Origin of the sequence: Paenibacillus hemerocallicola (genome assembly GCF_006265175.1) — a bacterium.
Classification (GTDB): domain Bacteria; phylum Bacillota; class Bacilli; order Paenibacillales; family NBRC-103111; genus Paenibacillus_AB; species Paenibacillus_AB hemerocallicola.
The window spans coordinates 676-18,032 of record NZ_VDCQ01000026.1; the positions used below are offsets into that span (position 1 = coordinate 676).

Annotated in this window: 14 protein-coding genes and 3 tRNA genes; 14 read left to right on the forward strand and 3 right to left on the reverse strand. The window is 53.6% G+C overall.

All coding sequences use genetic code 11. From position 1 onward, the window contains the following. The first annotated feature begins 314 nt into the window (after positions 1-314). From FE784_RS18680 to FE784_RS18720, 10 genes are all read left to right on the forward strand, one after another. Entirely contained in the window at positions 315-1,376 is a 1,062-nt protein-coding gene (locus FE784_RS18680; protein WP_139603744.1) for a putative glycoside hydrolase, read from the forward strand. 140 nt (positions 1,377-1,516) lie between these two features. After that, the gene (guaB, locus tag FE784_RS18685; protein ID WP_139603745.1) at positions 1,517-2,977 is read left to right on the forward strand and encodes an IMP dehydrogenase; all 1,461 of its coding nucleotides are present in this window, start codon (positions 1,517-1,519) and stop codon (positions 2,975-2,977) included. Positions 2,978-3,207: 230 nt separating this feature from the next. Further along, the gene (locus tag FE784_RS18690) at positions 3,208-4,515 is read left to right on the forward strand and encodes a D-alanyl-D-alanine carboxypeptidase family protein (protein ID WP_246132088.1); all 1,308 of its coding nucleotides are present in this window, start codon (positions 3,208-3,210) and stop codon (positions 4,513-4,515) included. Positions 4,516-4,638: 123 nt separating this feature from the next. Then, on the forward strand, positions 4,639-5,520 hold the full coding sequence (pdxS, locus tag FE784_RS18695; RefSeq protein WP_139603746.1) for a pyridoxal 5'-phosphate synthase lyase subunit PdxS: 882 nt from the start codon (positions 4,639-4,641) through the stop codon (positions 5,518-5,520). A 21-nt stretch (positions 5,521-5,541) separates the two neighbouring features. Further along, complete coding sequence (pdxT, locus tag FE784_RS18700) at positions 5,542-6,129, forward strand: pyridoxal 5'-phosphate synthase glutaminase subunit PdxT (protein WP_139603747.1); 588 nt, start codon at positions 5,542-5,544, stop codon at positions 6,127-6,129. Between the two features lie 209 nt (positions 6,130-6,338). Beyond that, a complete protein-coding gene (gene serS, locus FE784_RS18705; RefSeq protein WP_139603748.1) occupies positions 6,339-7,619 on the forward strand; it encodes a serine--tRNA ligase in 1,281 nt (426 codons plus the stop codon). A 63-nt stretch (positions 7,620-7,682) separates the two neighbouring features. Further along, positions 7,683-7,769: transfer RNA gene (locus FE784_RS18710), tRNA-Ser, on the forward strand. 231 nt (positions 7,770-8,000) lie between these two features. After that, on the forward strand, positions 8,001-8,348 hold the full coding sequence (locus FE784_RS18715; protein ID WP_139603749.1) for a hypothetical protein: 348 nt from the start codon (positions 8,001-8,003) through the stop codon (positions 8,346-8,348). 18 nt (positions 8,349-8,366) lie between these two features. Next, on the forward strand, positions 8,367-8,525 hold the full coding sequence (locus FE784_RS40990; protein WP_176706355.1) for a hypothetical protein: 159 nt from the start codon (positions 8,367-8,369) through the stop codon (positions 8,523-8,525). A 24-nt stretch (positions 8,526-8,549) separates the two neighbouring features. After that, a complete protein-coding gene (locus tag FE784_RS18720; RefSeq protein ID WP_139603750.1) occupies positions 8,550-8,696 on the forward strand; it encodes a small acid-soluble spore protein P in 147 nt (48 codons plus the stop codon). A gap of 351 nt (positions 8,697-9,047) precedes the next feature. On the opposite strand, the gene FE784_RS18725 is transcribed toward FE784_RS18720, so the two are convergent. From FE784_RS18725 to FE784_RS18735, 3 genes are all read right to left on the reverse strand, one after another. Continuing rightward, the gene (locus tag FE784_RS18725; protein WP_139603751.1) at positions 9,048-9,845 is read right to left on the reverse strand and encodes an alpha/beta fold hydrolase; all 798 of its coding nucleotides are present in this window, start codon (positions 9,843-9,845) and stop codon (positions 9,048-9,050) included. A 153-nt stretch (positions 9,846-9,998) separates the two neighbouring features. Next, positions 9,999-10,072: transfer RNA gene (locus FE784_RS18730), tRNA-Pro, on the reverse strand. Between the two features lie 24 nt (positions 10,073-10,096). After that, positions 10,097-10,171: transfer RNA gene (locus FE784_RS18735), tRNA-Arg, on the reverse strand. Between the two features lie 427 nt (positions 10,172-10,598). On the opposite strand from FE784_RS18735, the gene FE784_RS18740 reads away from it, so the two are divergent. The 4 genes from FE784_RS18740 (at position 10,599) to FE784_RS18755 (ending at position 17,310) form a co-directional block, all read left to right on the forward strand. After that, positions 10,599-10,793 carry a hypothetical protein gene (locus tag FE784_RS18740; protein ID WP_139603752.1) on the forward strand — a complete coding sequence of 65 codons (195 nt, stop codon included), beginning with the start codon at positions 10,599-10,601 and terminating at the stop codon, positions 10,791-10,793. Positions 10,794-10,802: 9 nt separating this feature from the next. Next, positions 10,803-11,108 (forward strand): NHL repeat-containing protein, encoded by a 306-nt coding sequence (locus FE784_RS18745; RefSeq protein WP_139603753.1) that lies wholly within the window; start codon positions 10,803-10,805, stop codon positions 11,106-11,108. A gap of 75 nt (positions 11,109-11,183) precedes the next feature. Further along, positions 11,184-14,099 (forward strand): hypothetical protein, encoded by a 2,916-nt coding sequence (locus FE784_RS18750; RefSeq protein ID WP_139603754.1) that lies wholly within the window; start codon positions 11,184-11,186, stop codon positions 14,097-14,099. Positions 14,100-14,289: 190 nt separating this feature from the next. Then, positions 14,290-17,310 carry a hypothetical protein gene (locus tag FE784_RS18755; protein ID WP_139603755.1) on the forward strand — a complete coding sequence of 1,007 codons (3,021 nt, stop codon included), beginning with the start codon at positions 14,290-14,292 and terminating at the stop codon, positions 17,308-17,310. Positions 17,311-17,357 lie beyond the last annotated feature (47 nt).

The window sequence follows — 17,357 nt, forward strand, 5'->3', positions numbered from 1 at the left end:
GGCTATAAGCAAACAAGAAGTCCTGCCCTTAAGCAGGGCTTTTTGTTTTTCTCAGCATAACAAAGACCTCTTGGATTAATTTCTCAGAGGTCTTTTCTTATTGGAGAACGATATGCGCTTCGGGATTGAGCCATACTATTTCCAAGTCGACCTAATCCGACCAAGCATTGCGAAGGAGGCGGTATGCAGTGAAAGCCATACGCTTTGGACTATGTATGACGATCTTGGCGAGTACGATCGGATGTCAACCGTATGTATCGGATAAGCTAAGCCAAGTTTCACTTGGGTCGGAAGCGGCCCCCCGTGCAGAAGTAATGGACAGAAACACAAGCTCGAATGATTTGACGAGCCCCCCCTCGCCTCCTGCGTACGACGCTCTCCCCAGATCCAGACCGAAGGCGAAAGGCGTATACGTTAGCGGGTGGGCTGCAGGAACATCCAAACTCGATAAAATTATCGAGTTGATCGAACAAAGCGAACTGAATGCGCTAGTAATCGACGTTAAGAACGATTCCGGCCAAGTGACGTTCGATTCTCAACTGCCACTGGTGAAAGAGTTCGGAGCGGATTCCGAGAAGATGATACCGGATATCCATAAGCTCGTCGCAGATTTGAAAAAGAAAGATATATACACCATTGCAAGAGTAGTCGTATTTAAAGATCCTTACGCCGCCTCGATCAAGACGGAGTGGGCACTGCATGCGAAGGATGGTACGATATGGCGGAATAAACGCGGCGAATCTTGGATAGACCCTTACAACCAACAAGTATGGAAATATGCGCTGGACGTGGCCAAGGAAGCGGCAGACTGCGGATTTGACGAAATCCAGTTCGATTATGTCCGCTTCCCCGATAATAGCCGAATGATCGACCGGGAGGTTGAATACCAGAATCCGAACAATTGGTCGAAAACGACGGCTATCGCGCAATTTTTGAGCCAGGCTAAAAAAGAGCTTAACGAAAAAGGTGTATTCGTATCCGCCGATGTTTTCGGTCTGACTCCTTCGGTATCCGACGATATGGGAATCGGTCAGAAATGGAGCGAGTTAGCTTCCGAAATCGATGTGATCAGTCCGATGATCTATCCGTCTCATTATGGCAGCGGCGTGTTCGGAGTGGAGCACCCTGATCTGCAGCCTTATCGAATCGTACGGCAAGCGTTATCGGACAGCCTCGATAAAAATGATCAACTTCTGAAAGAGGGCAAACAGCCGGCTGCGGTCCGCCCATGGCTGCAAGATTTCACGGCGGCGTGGGTCAAGCCGCATCAACCGTATGGGAAGGAAGAAGTACTATCCCAGATTCAAGCGGCCAAAGAGCTCGGGATAGAAGAGTATTTGCTATGGAATTCCAGCTGTACTTACACTTTCAGGTAAAAGTATGTCGGAACGGAGACAGTCGCTCGTAGAACCTGCGATACATAACCGGATTGCCTTGACATGAAAAATGAGCTTTTGTTACTATTTCAATATTATATGTAAACACCTGCAAGGCAACTATGAAGGGGGTTCTTCTCGTGTGGGAAAATAAGTTTGCCAAGGAGGGCTTAACGTTTGACGACGTTCTGCTCATCCCCAGGAAATCGGAAGTGTTTGGGCCGCGGGAAGTAGACGTCTCCACCCGGCTGACAAGCAAGCTTAAGCTGAATATGCCGCTGATCAGCGCCGCGATGGATACGGTAACGGAAGCCGCTTTGGCTATCGCGATCGCCCGCGAAGGCGGATTCGGGATTATTCATAAAAACATGTCGATCGCCCAACAAGCCGAGGAAGTCGATCGCGTAAAACGTTCGGAGAGCGGCGTTATTACGAACCCGTTTTCGTTGACGCCGGAACACCATGTATACGATGCGGAAGAGCTTATGGGCAAATACCGGATTTCCGGCGTTCCGATTGTCGATGACAACAACAAGCTGGTCGGGATATTAACGAACCGGGATCTGCGTTTCGTCCACGATTATTCGATTAAAATTAAAGATGTGATGACCAAGGAAAATTTGGTAACCGCTCCGGTGGGCACAACGCTGCAGGAAGCGGAAATATTGCTGCAAAAACATAAAATCGAGAAGCTGCCGCTCGTGGACGATTCCAACACGCTAAAAGGACTAATTACGATCAAAGACATCGAGAAGGCGATACAGTTCCCTAACGCGGCCAAGGATGCCCAGGGAAGGCTGTTGGTCGGCGCGGCTATCGGAGCGTCCCGCGATGCCATGGAGCGAGCCAGCGAGCTTGTAAAAGTCGGCGTGGACGTCATTGCCGTCGATTCGGCTCACGGTCATCATATCAACATTTTGGATACCGTTCGCAAGCTTCGGAGCCAATTCCCCGACCTGGTCATCATCGCGGGCAATGTGGCAACGGGCCAAGGCACTCGTGATTTGATCGAAGCAGGGGCGTCCATCATCAAGGTAGGTATGGGTCCTGGTTCGATATGTACGACACGGGTTATTGCAGGGATAGGGGTTCCCCAAATAACGGCCATTTACGATTGCGCTACCGTAGCGAAGGAATACGGAGTACCGATTATCGCGGACGGCGGCGTGAAGTATTCGGGCGATATTACGAAAGCGGTCGCGGCCGGAGCCGACGCCATTATGATCGGCAGCTTGTTTGCGGGCTGCGAGGAAAGTCCCGGGGAATCGGAAATTTTCCAAGGTCGGCGGTTCAAAGTTTACCGCGGCATGGGGTCGATCGGCGCGATGAAGGAAGGAAGCAGGGACCGTTATTTCCAAGAGGGCGAATCGAAGCTCGTTCCGGAAGGGATAGAGGGCCGGGTCCCTTATAAAGGACCTCTGCAGGATACGATCCATCAATTGGTCGGCGGCCTCATTCAAGGGATGGGCTATTGCGGAACCCGGACGGTTCGCGAGTTGCAGGAAGATACGGAGTTCATCCGCATTACCGGGGCCGGTCTTCGCGAGAGCCATCCGCACGATGTGCAGATTACGAAAGAAGCTCCGAACTATTCGATGTAACGATAAGCAGAAGGCAGGGTACACGCGTGCCCTGCTTTTTTTCATCTCGGAAGTCGATCGTCTACTCTATCGATATCGCTAATTTGGACGAACGGCCGTTTTGCCTTTTGCCGCAAGGATCGGTATGTTACAATGAAAACAAACGGGTTTTCTTGGTTTTATATGGGGAGATCGGGACTTGCTTTTCCCGCTTCGCAATCATAGTTTGAAAGGGAGTTGGGAGAAGAGTGTTGGGAGCAGGAAAAGCCAGATGGAGCAGATGGATCGTATGGGTATGTTGGATTACCGTGTTGGCCAATACGCTTATTTTCATACAACCGTCCAAGGCGCAAGCGGCCGAAGCCGTGAATTTGCAGCTGGAAGCCAAGTCCGCGATTCTGATTGAAGCGTCGACCGGACAAGTTCTCTATGAGACGAATGCGGACCAACCTATGCCTCCCGCCAGCATGTCCAAGATGATGACCGAATATTTGGTCATGGAAGCGGTGAAATCGGGGAAAATTAGTTGGGACACGATCGTGTCTCCTTCTCAATATGCCGTAGATGTTATCGGTTCGGGTCAATTGATCGGACCCGGGGAAAAATATACGGTAAAAGATTTGTTTGGAGCGATGTCCATTTATTCCGCAAACGATGCAACCGTTGCATTGGCTGAACTCGTGGGCGGAGGTAGCGAAGCGGAGTTCGTTAAAATGATGAACGATACGGCCAAAAAGTTCGGATTCAACGAAGCATCGTTTTTCATCAACTCGACCGGACTGTCTCGGGCCGATCTGGGGAAATATGCGCCGCCTGGAACGGAGCCGGATACGATGATTACGGCCCGGGATGCGGCAGTACTGGCGCGCCATATTGTTATCGAGCATCCGGAAGTTTTGGAGTACTCCAGCGTTCCCTCGAAAAAATTCCGCGAGACGGATAAATCTCCGATGATCAACTGGAACTGGATGCTTGAAGGAAACAAGGACAACCCCAACTTCAAGTCTTATGTATACCAGGGATTGGACGGATTGAAGACGGGGCATACGAATGAAGCCGGGTATTGCTTTACGGGTACGGCCACTCGGAACGGCATGCGGCTGATCAGCGTCGTCATGAATACTCCGTCGGAAGCGAAGCGGTTCAGAGAAACACAAAAACTGCTGGATTACGGGTACACCACGTTTGAGATGAAATCGGTTGTTCCTGCCAAGAGCCCGATCGACTCGTTGAAGGCCATTCCCGTCAAAAAAGGCGTGAAAACGGAAGTGCCGGTCGTAACCGCCGACCCCGTCGATTTCGTCGTGAAAAAGGGCGAAACGCCGCAAGTGACGATGGAAGCGGCACCGTTGCCGGAGTTGAAAAGCGCTCCGATTCAGACGGGCGACGTGCTGGGAAGCGTCAAGGTCAAATACAACGAGATCGAGAAGACGATCAATCTGGTTGCCTCTCAGGATTTGGAAAAAGGAAGCTGGTTCCGCCTCATGATGAGAGGAATCAAAAACTTCTTCGGAGGAATATTTTCCGGCATTGCGGACGGCCTGAAAAACCTGTTCTAAAAAGGGCTGACATGGGTTGTTAATTAAGGATGCTTGATGTACAATGACTCTTTAGAAGAGGATCACGGACAAGCGTGATATCGGTATGGATCCACAGCTATTCATATACAGGAGGAATACAAGATGGAAACAGGAACTTGGACAGTTAAAAAAGGAATGGCCGAAATGCAAAAAGGCGGCGTCATCATGGACGTTATGAACGCCGAGCAGGCAAAAATCGCGGAAGCGGCCGGAGCTTGTGCCGTAATGGCTCTGGAACGCGTTCCTTCGGATATTCGTGCAGCCGGCGGCGTAGCCCGTATGGCGGATCCTACCGTATTGGAAGAAGTTATGAAGGTGGTCAGCATCCCGGTCATGGCCAAATGCCGGATCGGCCATTACGTCGAAGCCCGCGTGCTCGAATCGCTCGGCGCCGACTACATCGACGAGAGCGAAGTGCTCACGCCGGCGGATGAAGTGTTCCACATCGGCAAAAAAGATTTCACCGTGCCGTTCGTTTGCGGCGCCAAAGATATCGGAGAAGCGCTTCGCCGTATCGGCGAAGGAGCGGCAATGATGCGTACGAAGGGCGAGCCGGGAACGGGCAACATCGTGGAAGCCGTTCGCCATATCCGGATCATCAATTCGCAAATCCGTAAAATTCAAAGCATGTCCAAAGACGAGCTGATGACCGAAGCCAAAAACTTGGGCGCTCCGTACGATCTCGTCTTGTATGTTCATGAAAACGGACGCTTGCCGGTCGTCAACTTCGCGGCGGGCGGAGTAGCGACTCCTTCCGATGCGGCTCTTATGATGCATTTGGGCGCAGACGGCGTATTCGTCGGATCCGGCATTTTCAAATCGGACAATCCGGAGAAATTCGGCAAAGCAATCGTTCAAGCAACGACGCACTATACGGATTATGCCCTGATCGCCGAAGTGTCCAAAAACTTGGGCGCGCCGATGAAAGGGATCGAAATCTCCAAGCTGGATGCATCGCAGCGGATGCAGGACCGCGGCTGGTAAGCTTAGAAAGAAGGGTCAGCTATGAAAATAGGCGTTCTCGCTCTGCAAGGAGCGGTGGCTGAGCATATCAAGATGATCGAATCCGCCGGAGCCGAAGGCGTCGTCGTCAAAAAAACGGACCAGCTTCCGGACTTGGACGGCATTATCATTCCGGGTGGGGAAAGCACGACGATCGGAAAGCTGATGCGGGACTACGGATTCATCGAGGCGATCCGAACTTTCTATGAACAAGGCAAACCGGTTTTCGGCACTTGCGCGGGGCTGATTATCTTGGCTGATGAAATCGTAGGACAAGAGCAAGCTCATCTGCAGTTGATGAATATGAAAGTACAGCGCAATGCGTTCGGCCGCCAGCGGGAAAGCTTCGAAACGGAGCTTGCGATCAAAGGCATCGAAGAACGGGTGCGTGCCGTATTTATCCGAGCCCCATTGATCAAGGAAGTGGGTGCCGAGGTCGATGTGCTGTCGACGCATAACGGCGAAATCGTTGCAGCGAGACAAGGCCGTTTGTTGGCCGCGTCGTTCCATCCCGAGCTGACGAACGATTATCGGATGCATCAATACTTTTTGGATATGGTCAAAGAGGCCAAGTCTTCTTCGGTTCAATGAAATAACGGCTACGACTAACAGATGGATCGTTATTGTCGCCGTTCTGCAGGAAGCACCTTGTTTGGCTGAAGCCCGGGGTGCTTCTTTTTTGCATAAAATAAGCCGCTAGCATTTGCGCACTCCCGTGGCGAAGTTGAATATTTTACCGATGTATAGTACATTATATTGCATAACTTTGTATACTAGTTCCCTTTTGGGAGGGGTTTTTGTTGTTCGACGTCAAGCTGTTGCGTAATGAAATCGAACGGGTGAAGGAAGCGATGACCACGCGCGGGAAATCGGCCGAGGAAATTAACCGCTTCACCGGTTTGGATGGAAAACGAAGGGAATTGCTGCAGGAAAGCGAGCAGCTGAAAAACCGCAGAAATACCGTTTCGCAAGAAGTAGCGGCCAAAAAACGAAACGGGGAAGACGCCGAACCGCTAATATTGGAAATGCGCGACGTAAACGATCGGATTAAAGGCTTGGACGAAGAAGTGCGCGTGCTTGAAGAGGATTTGAACAAGCTGCTGCTGTCCATCCCCAATATGCCGCATGCAACGGTTCCGGTGGGCAAGTCCGAAGACGATAACGTCGAAATGCGCCGGGAAGGCGACGTTCCATCGTTTCCGTTCGAACCGAAGGCGCATTGGGAGCTGGCGGACAAGCTAGGCATACTCGATTTCGAAGCAGGGGCGAAAGTAACCGGCTCCCGGTTCGTATTTTATAAAGGACTCGGAGCCCGTTTGGAGCGCGCGCTTATCAATTTCATGATGGATCTGCATAGCGATTCGCACGGATACGAGGAGATTCTCCCGCCTTACATCGTGAACCGCGAAAGCTTGACGGGGACGGGGCAGCTGCCCAAATTTGAAGAAGACGTGTTCAAAATTCAAAATACCGACTACTTCTTGATTCCAACGGCGGAAGTGCCGGTAACGAATGTACATCGGGACGAAATATTGCCGACGGAAGTTCTTCCTAAATATTACGTCGCATACAGTGCATGCTTCCGTTCGGAAGCGGGTTCCGCCGGAAGAGACACACGCGGTCTCATTCGCCAGCACCAGTTCAACAAAGTGGAGCTGGTCAAGATCGTGAAGCCCGAGGATTCCTACGACGAGCTCGAGACGTTGACCCAGCATGCGGAGAAGGTGCTGCGCCTGTTGAAGCTTCCGTATCGCGTTCTGACGCTCTGTACGGCCGATCTGGGCTTCTCGTCGGCCAAGACGTATGACTTGGAAGTATGGCTGCCCAACAGCGGCATGTACCGCGAAATTTCGTCCTGCAGCAACTTTGAAGATTTCCAGGCTCGCCGATCGAACATGCGGTTCCGCCGAGATGCGAAATCGAAGCCGGAGTTCGTTCATACCTTGAATGGCTCGGGGCTGGCGGTCGGGCGGACATTGGCCGCTATTCTGGAAAATTACCAGCAGTCGGACGGCAGCGTGCTCGTGCCTGAGGCGCTCCAGCCTTACATGAACGGAGTAAAAGCAATCTCCAGAAAATAGACCTTGCAGTGCGCCCGTATCCTGTGATAAAATCCATGTTGTCATTGGCGGGCGCCTAATCTTGGAGAGGTGGTCGAGTGGTTTAAGGCTCTGGTCTTGAAAACCAGCGAAGGGGAAACTCTTCCGTGGGTTCGAATCCCACCCTCTCCGTATAAGCAACTTTATGCAACGGGATGCAGAACCTTTAGGTTCGTCGAAGCATAGGCTTCGTTAGGACAACTTCGCAGTCTCACCCGAAGGGGGAGTATCCCACCCTCTCCGTATAAGCTTTCTTGCACGGACAAGCTGTGGACCTAACGGTTCATGGCTTTTTTTGTACGTCCCGCGCTTCGCATAAAAGGGTGCCCAGCTTCGCAAGTTAACGTTGCGGAGGTGTTGTTTATGAGCAAAACAGACGTGCTCACGATCGATCAAAACGAGCTGACGGAGGCGTGGAAGCAAACGCTGCCTACCGTGTTGAACGAGTCGGATCAAGCCGAGGTCGCGCCGGACGAGCATGACCCGAAATCGCTGCGCATCCATATCCGGACGGCCGGGCACTCCATGTATACGTTCGACTTTCTGGTCACCTATGTCGACTCGCGCGAAGTGAGCGTCAAGTTGGTCGATGTAGAGAAGGCCGATCAGACGGTGGACGAACGCAACGACGTCATCCAGAACCTGGTCGAAGACTACGTACGCCATATCCATGAATGCGCGCAAGCTTTGAAGAACGTTACGACAAGCTGAAAAGGGAGGGTCCGAACCGTGACAAGACAAAAGGCGGCAGATAAAAATTTGCAAAACGTGGTCAAAGATTTGGATCAAAATCCCGTAAACGCCCATCATGCGATGCAGCTTCAGCAGGATACGAACGACCGTCGGAAACGGGATCGCCATAACCACGACACTACGACAGTAAAATAAAAGGACAAGCGAGGAGAGCCGAATATGCCGAAAGATATTCCCCAACCTGTAAACCCTCCTACCGGAGCGGGACAACAAAACGCCAACAACGGCGGGAAGCAGGAGCCTTTATCAGGGTCCAAGCGGACGAAGCAGGCCAATCATACCCGTCATAACAACGGCGAAGGCTAAAAAATAAAATCCTATCCGGCGTATAACGAACCGTATCCCGGACATACTATTATCGACGGTGAACAGAGAGGTGTGGTTCCGTTGAACTATTCAACAGCAACACCAAGTAAGGATCCGTATACCGAACATTGAAGCGGAGGCGATGTGCTAAAGACACGTTAGCGTGTTACTAACACATGGAACAAGGATTGTTGGCTGACAGCGATCCTGACGACCGTAACCGAAGCAGAAGGTAAGGGAAAGCGATTCATACAAACGATCACCGTCGAAAAGGACCCGAAAGGGTCCTTTTTAACGTTCTAGAAAAAGAACCCGCAGTCAAATTTCTGCGGATTCCGAACGCATGAGCGACTATAGTCGGATCGTTTTTAGGAAAGCGGATAGCTTATCCGCCAATTGCTCAGGGTGCTCCATCATGCTCATATGTCCGACTTTGTTCAAGAGTGCATGTCGGATGGAGTCGCTTTGAACGGAAAATGTTTTGTCCGGTTTAATAATTTGATCGTTCTCGCCGGCAACGAGTAAGACGGGACACGCGGCCTGCCGTAACACTTCGTTCCGGTCGGGCCGATCGCGCATCGCCTCCAATGTCACAACGGCACCCTCCGGCGGGGTGGCGTACCCGATTTTTTTAGCCTCTTCGACTTTATCGGACATCGATTCTACATGCTCGGGCGCAAACAGCTTGGGAATCAAGCCGTCGACGAACGGTACGATTCCGGAATCGAGCACCGTCTGTATGGCCTTAAGACGGCCCTCTTTGCCTTTCTCGTCGTCCGGATAAGCCGTGGAATGGATTAACCCGAAAGCTCCCACACGGTCCGCATGGCGCTCGGCGGCCGCCAAGGTGACATACCCGCCAAGCGAATGACCCAGCCACACCGCTTTTCCGATATTCAACTGCTGCAGCAGGTCCGCCATATCGTCTGCAAAAGCTTCGATCGGATAAGGCGATTGCGGAACGCCGGATTTCCCGTGACCGGGCAAATCGGGAACAATAAGCCTGCATTGCGATTGAAGCAGCGGGACGACAGCATCCCAATACGACGAGCTGCCGCAAAACCCGTGGAGCAGCAATACGGGAATTCCTTCTCCCGCATCCTTATAAGAGATCTCGATGGAGCGGTTGGACAATTTCACTTTGTTCATGGATCATTCCTCCCGTTTCTATTTTAACCATGCTACCCAAAACGAAACAAAAAAGCAAAAGGAGGAGACCGGAGGCGTTGCGGCTAAGCGGACGAAGGGAGCCTGTAAAACAAAAAAAATTACGGGCAAAAACCCGTAATTTTCTCTGAAATATCGGAACGACAGGATTCGAACCTGCGACCTCTTAGTCCCGAACCAAGCGCTCTACCAAGCTGAGCCACGTTCCGTCATCATCTATGTTATTCGGCAAGCGCGCCACGGCGGGATTCGAACCCGCGACGCACAGTTTAGGAAACTGTCGCTCTATCCTACTGAGCTACGGGCGCATGCTAAATAGTTGCAAGAAACAGTATATCACAAAACGTCCCAGCACACAAGATATTCGTAAGGCGAATCGCTTGATCGGATACGTAACGGGGTATAGCTCGGAAGCTTGCGGGTTTTAAGCGGGAGACACGGGACCGCGGCAGATCGTTCAAGAAATGAGGAGGGGTACCGCCGTTAAAATGCCAAGTAATCGGGGACGATACGAGGCCCGTATTTTTTCTCCTATTTAAGACAGAGGAAATACGATTTCATTATGGAAGCGCTGACATTAATATGCAATAATAGAACCACGAGCTGGGAGACGATCCCAGATCGTAGCACTCGAAGCGGAAAGACTGACATCATATGCCGTCGTCCTCGAATAGGTTGGCGGCATTTCCATTTGGAATACGGAAGACCGGATGTGCGGGGGAATAGAGCGCCGCAGTGGCGCTCACGAAAAGGAGAGAGTCCGATGAAGCAAAATTTCGGCCCGGTTCAGACGATTCCGATGCCGTACTTAACAAGCTGGGCCAATCGGCAGCGATTGGACAAGATCGGGAAGGCACGCCGGAAGCGTACTTTTTTGCCAAGGGGGCACCCGGAACGTTCTACGTTTTGGACGCCGCGACGGGAGCGTAACGGTTCTCGATGCAGGTTGCAGGGGCCAGCATCGTCTGGGCCATGGCGGCCTCGCCGAACGGCAGCGTCAACTTCGCCAGCCCGGAGAACAGGCGGCTGTTTCGCTATTCCCCGGACGAGCGGACGATTACCGAGCTTGGAGTCAACCCTTCGGGGAGCTTCGTCTGGGATATAGACGCATCGCCTGACGGACGATATCTGTACGGTGCGGTCTACCCGAAAGGCAAGATGTTCGAATACGACACGCAGACAGGGGCGTTCAAAGATTTGGGGACGATGACGGGGGCAAGGAATACGTGCGCGGCCTCGGTATAGACGATTGTTACGTTATGCAGGGGGCATGAGGACGTGGCGCATTGCTTTGAATAGGAAAATAAGGGGGAACGGTTATTGTCCGGGAATGGAAAGGAATTCGAATCGAAGGACGGGAATAAATCGATGAGCCGGAGGAAAATGCTGGCCATTATGGGGACGGCCGGCGCTGTCCTGACCATAGGCGGCTCCTCCGCGATATTGGCCCGCAAACGGATGGCGGACCGCGATGGAGGGAGCCAGGTGCCAAACACATTAGTGGAATTGAAAAACGTGCCCGGTCTGAGCGAAGGGATGATCATACGCACGACCGGCTACTATGCGGAAGGCGACGGCGGAGGCGCCGAATATATGTTGAAAGCGGATTCGATGCCGGCGGACGGCGGCAGCGTCATCAATTTGCCGAACGGGCTGCAAGCGCATCTGCTGCCGGTTGCCGGCGTGAATTACAAGATGTTCGGCGCGGTGGGCGACGGCAAACAGGATGACGGAGTGCAGATCAAGCAGGCACACGCTTATGCGAACAGGTCAGGAGTCCCGGTCATCAACTTATCGGGCGAATATTGGATCAAGGAAACGAATCTGATCAGCATACTCACAAACGTCCAGTGGGGGCATACCAAATTCCATATTGACGAAAGCTTCAATTCGAAGTCGAACCCGCGGTTCCAAGTGTCCAGTCGGAAAAGCTCTGGCCCGATCGCGTTGGACGCCGCTGCGAAAGCGTCCCTGGTGGCGAAATTGAAGCCGGGTACCTCGATTATTCCCGAATTGGCGAATTATAAAAATTGTCTTGTCGTAGTTGCCGATAGCAACGACAAAATCGGATTCCGCTACGGTGAAAAGTATGACGGACAGTCTTGGGCGAGGGAAGAGCTGTTCTACGTGGAGGAACACGGGCGCATAATTGGCGACCTCGCCTGGAAGTTCAAAGATTATACGAGCCTTACCGCTTATCCTTGCGACGACAACTACCTCGTTATCGACGGGGGAACGTTCTATATGTCCGGAGACAGTCCCGGCAAAAATTACGAGGGGTACAAGCACAATGGATTTGTCGTTAAGCGCAGCCGTACGATCATCCGCAATCAATGGGTCGGACTTGAACCGGGCAAAGCCGACGTAGCGCTCGACCCTCGTCAAGGGTTCTACACGTTCACCTACGTCTACGATGTGCTGCTGGAGAATGTGAGGCTCATTCCATGGGAACAGAATAGAGGGGGGCAAGGCAAGGATGTGCCCGCCGGAACATACGGCATCGGCGGCAACCGCATCCTCTGCGCAACGTTCCGCAATGTTACCGCGGAAGGGAGCCAGGTGCATTGGGGCGTGTTCGGCACGAATCTGAACAAAAACTTCCGTGTCGAGAGCTGTCGTCTGAACCGGATCGACGTGCATTTTCATTGCTGGAACCTGTACGTGCGCGACTCGGAAATCGGCCGCTTCGGGCTTACGGTTACCGGAGGAGGGAACCTGTTCATCGACAATACGACCGTAATGGGCAACAACTTCATCAATTTCCGCAACGATTTCGGATCGAAGTGGGATGGACATATCCGATTAAGAAACTGCCGGCTCGTCGTAACGAACGTAAATGGCGATGCAACCGGGCTGCTGTTCAATCCGGGAGATTTCGATTATAAATATCCGATCGGCTACGGCAGGACGATCAAGGTGGAGGACTTCATCTTCGATTTTACGGGAAGTCCGGAAGCGAAAAGCGTATGCCGGTTGATGAAAATCTCCGCCTTCTCCAAGATGAAACATGGGGAACGACTGTTTTTCCCATATCGCATCGAGTTTGTCAATGTCGCGGTAGCCGGGAGGGAACAAGGAGTCCGGCTGCTGGAAATCCGCAATCCGTACAGCTTCGATCTCGGCAAGAAAGGCGGCTATGACGGACAGCGGATCGAGACGAATTGCCATATGCGATTTGCCAACATTCAGACGGAGAAGCTGCCGCCGCAGTCCGCGCAATCGACGACGCAAGTCCATTTCCTGCTCCAGTCGGCGGGAACGGATGGCTATGAAGATGAAACGGCGCTTTATCCGAGAATCGAGTTCGTCAATTGCGGAGAATTTTTCGGTCATATGCAAGCCGGTGCGGCGGACGTTTCCTTCCAGGACTGCACGATTCGCGGTCTTGACGCTTACGAGGGCGGACCGATGCGGGGCAGGCTGACGTTCGACCGGTGCCGGTTCCAGGCCGCCGTCCAAGATGACGGGAAAAGCTTCTATTCGCTGGATGCCGCTCTCGGCACGAGTTTCGTGAACTGCGCCGTAGAGGCTCCTCTTGTAGAAGGAAAGGCCAGGCCGGACCTGTTGGCCAGTTACGGCTTTATCGATATGAATCGTACATTGCGATTCAATCATCTCAATACCCGGCTGTCCAACGAAATCACGGACCATTACGCCAAATCGGGGACGCCGGCGGAGCCGGAATTCATCGAAATGCTGAGAAGTCATCACGAGTCGGAAAGCGACCGGATGCTTCGTCGCAGAGGGACCGGAGGCCAGCGTCCCGATCCGAGCCTGCTCGGTGCCAAAGCGGGCTTCGGTTATTACGATACGGATGCGAACCAACTGATCGTATGGAACGGCAGCGGCTGGACGCTTCCGGTCCAGCCGGAAGAATCGCTGCATTATTATGCCTCGGGTGCGGCTGCGGTCGAAGCGGGCGGGATCCGGATGAAACGGATGGAAGGTCACCCGACCCAGGAATATATCATGCGTTCGACCGGAATTGGCCTCTCGTACTCGGTGTATACGACCCCGCAGTTTTCCGGTCCGTTCACATTCGATATCACGAAAAACGGAGTCGTTTGGCAAGCGGGCATCACGGCTGCCGTCGACGGCCGGCCCGGCTGGGTCGAGCTTCCGGCCGAAGCTTTATTTGCCGCCGGGGACCGTATCGGGATCAAGCTCTCACTTCCGGATGGAATCGCGGACGAGCAAGCCGGGGTTACGATAGATTTATTGGTCCGATACCAGTGAGACTAATCGCTTGATTTACATAGGATAACCATTCATTTTTATCGTTCTTGCCGTTACGCTAGTACCCATCTATCGTTCATCATGATATCCCACATACAGGTTTTGGTGAGAAGGGCTTGCGTCGCGAAAGCGGCGCAGGACGCCAACTAAGCCGTTTGTTTCACGCGGCAGACGAATGGGAGGAAATCGAATGGATGAAGAAAAGCAGCAAGACGGGAATGCAATGGCGCCGCTGAGCAGGCGCCAGGTGCTGGCGGCATTCGGCATGGCCAGCGCGGCGTTGGCCGCGCAATCGTTGATCGCCGGGCAGGGTGCGGCCGCGCAAGGAGCGAACGTATCGGGCGGCGTCTATGGGGGAGGGAGCGGCACGGTGACAGGAGCCACCTACAACGGGAACGGACCGGGCTCCGGCTATCCGCCGGGTCTGGCGATGGCAAACGGATTGTACCATCTTCTATACGAGTCGGTCGCGGACATGAGAGCTGACGCCCATCTGGGCGACGGGATGCTCGTGAGCACCTCCGGCTATTTCGAGCCAGGAGACGGCGGCGGAGCGGATTATGCAATCCGATCTAGCACGCTTGCCGAGGACGGGGGCAGCGTCATCCAGCTGGCGACGAACGGATTGCAGGCCATCCTTCTCCCCGGGGAAAGTATCGGATACAAGCAGTTCGGCGCCGTCGGAGACGGCACGAACGATGACGGCGTACAGATCAAGAATGCCCACGCGTACGCGAACGAGCGCGATTTGCCCATCGTAAACGCAAGCGGCGAGTATTGGATAAAAGCGACGAACGAAATCGTCATCCAGACGAACGTGAGCTGGGGCAGCACCAAGCTGCATATTGACGAGAGCTTCAATACGAGAACGAATCCCCGCTTTCGGATAACGAGTCGCAAGAGCGAAGTCGCCATCGCTCTCGATGCGGCCGCGAAGGCATCGTTCCTCGCCCAGATGAAGCCGGGTACGACGCTGATCCCCGAACTGGCGCCGTATAAGAACAGTCTCATCTTCGTGGTCGACAGCAACGATAAAATAGGGGTCCGCTACGGCTACACCCATAACGGATGGAACAGGGAGGAGTTTTTTTACGTCGAAGAGCACGGCCGTCTGGTCGGAGACATCGCCTGGACGTTTACGAATTATACGAGTCTTGTCGCTTACCCGTGCGACGACAGCTATCTGGTCATCGACGGGGGGACGTTCTACATGTCGGGGACGAGCCCGGGCGCGAACGGGGCTTATCTGCATAATGGCATTTTGGTCAGGCGCAGCCGCACGATCATCCGCAATCAATGGGTCGGGCTGAAGGAGGGAGCGGTCGACGTCTCGCTCGATCCGAGATCGGGATTTTACTATTTCAATAACGCGTTCGACGTAACGCTGGAAAATGTCCGGCTCATTCCGTGGGAGCAGGACCGCGAAGGCACCGACCGCGACGTGCCGGCCGGCACGTACGGCATCGGCGGAGCCCGCGTGCTGAACGCTATGTTTCGCAATGTGACGGCGGAAGGCAGCAATGTGCATTGGGGCGTATTCGGCACGAATTTATTCAAAAACTTCCGCATCGAGGGCTGCCGTCTCAATCGGGTCGACGTCCATTTTCACTGCTGGAACCTGTACGTGAAAGATTCCGAGATCGGGTATCGCGGCTTCACGCTTACGGGCGGCGGTGATCTATTCATCGAGAATACGAAACGGTTCGGCAGCCGGTTCATCGATTTCCGCGTCGATTACGGGGCCAAGTGGGACGGCAATATCCGGCTCAAAAACTGCCGACTGGTCGCGACGAGCGGCACCGCCGAAGCCGTCGCGCTACATGCCGTTCCCGCCAACTTCAACTACAAATACCCGATCGGCTACGGACGTTCGATCCGGATCGAGGACTTTATTTTCGATTATACCGGCGTTCCGAACCCGACCGGCGTATGCCGTATCATGAAGATCGCGACGTTCTCCAAAATTACGAGCACTTCGGACAGGCTGTTCTTCCCGCACACGATCGAGTTCGGCAACGTAGGCGTAGTCGGACGGGAGAAAGGCGTACGCATAATGGACATCGCCAATCCGTTGAGCTTCCAACTCGGCAAGCCGGGCGGCTACGATGCGAATCGGGTCATTCCGAACTGCCACATGCGCTTTGTTAACATTCAAGGCGAGAAAGTGCCGAGGCAAACGTCGCAGTCTACCGCGAACGTCAATTTTTTGCTGAATGCGCTCGGTACGGCCGTGTACGACGACGAGTATGCGCTTCATCCGAAGATCGAAATCGTCAATTGCGGGGAATTTTTCGGCCATTTCAAGGGCGCAATCGCCGAGGCGTATTTCAACGGCTGCACCGTCAACTGTCTCGACGCTTACGAGGGCGGGCCGATGCGGGGACGAATCGTGTTCGACAACTGCCAGATCAAGGCGGACGCCGCGGACGACGGCAAGCTCCTGTACTCGTTAAGCGCCGTCCATGGCGTATCTTTTGTCAATTGCATCATTCATGCGCCTTTACTTGACGGAACGGAGCGTCCCGATTTGCTGGCGCGTTACGATTTTATAAATGTAAACAATACGCTCCGATATAACCATCTGGGCACGAAGCTGTCCAAGACGCTCGTCGATTACTTCGCGAATGCGGGCACGCCGGTCGAGCCGGAGTTTTACGCGATGCTGAAAAGTCACCACGATTCGGAAAGCATCTCGATGGCCAAGCGCAAAGGAACGACGGCGGAACGGCCGGCGCCGGCCAAGTTCAATTCGGAGAAAGGCTTCGCCTATTTCGATACCGATCTCGGCGAACCGGTTGTGTGGGACGGGACGCGCTGGGTCAGCCCGGCGAAGGCGGGGGATACGCTGCATTATTATGCCGGTGAACTGCCGACGGTCGCTCCCGGAACGGCCATGAAGCGAGCGGAGAGCCACCCGTCCCAGGAATACGTTCTGCCGCAGGCCGGCCAACTGGCCAAGTATGCCGTCTACGTAAGCGCGCCGCTCGCCGCTGCGGCGTTTACGTTCGACATATGGAAGAACGGCTCCGTCTGGATAAGCGGAACTGCCGGATCGACCTCTTCGTCCAATCCGAAGTTGGCAGCGTTTACAGGGGGAGCGGCATTCAACGGCGGCGACAGGATCGCGATCCGGATCGCCTCGGTCGGCTCGGGGCTTGCGGCCGGCACTTATGCGACGGTCGATCTTTATGTCGACTACGCCAATTATTAATCGATGGAGTGTTGCATTCATACGGTACGCCACTAATTACCCTTGCG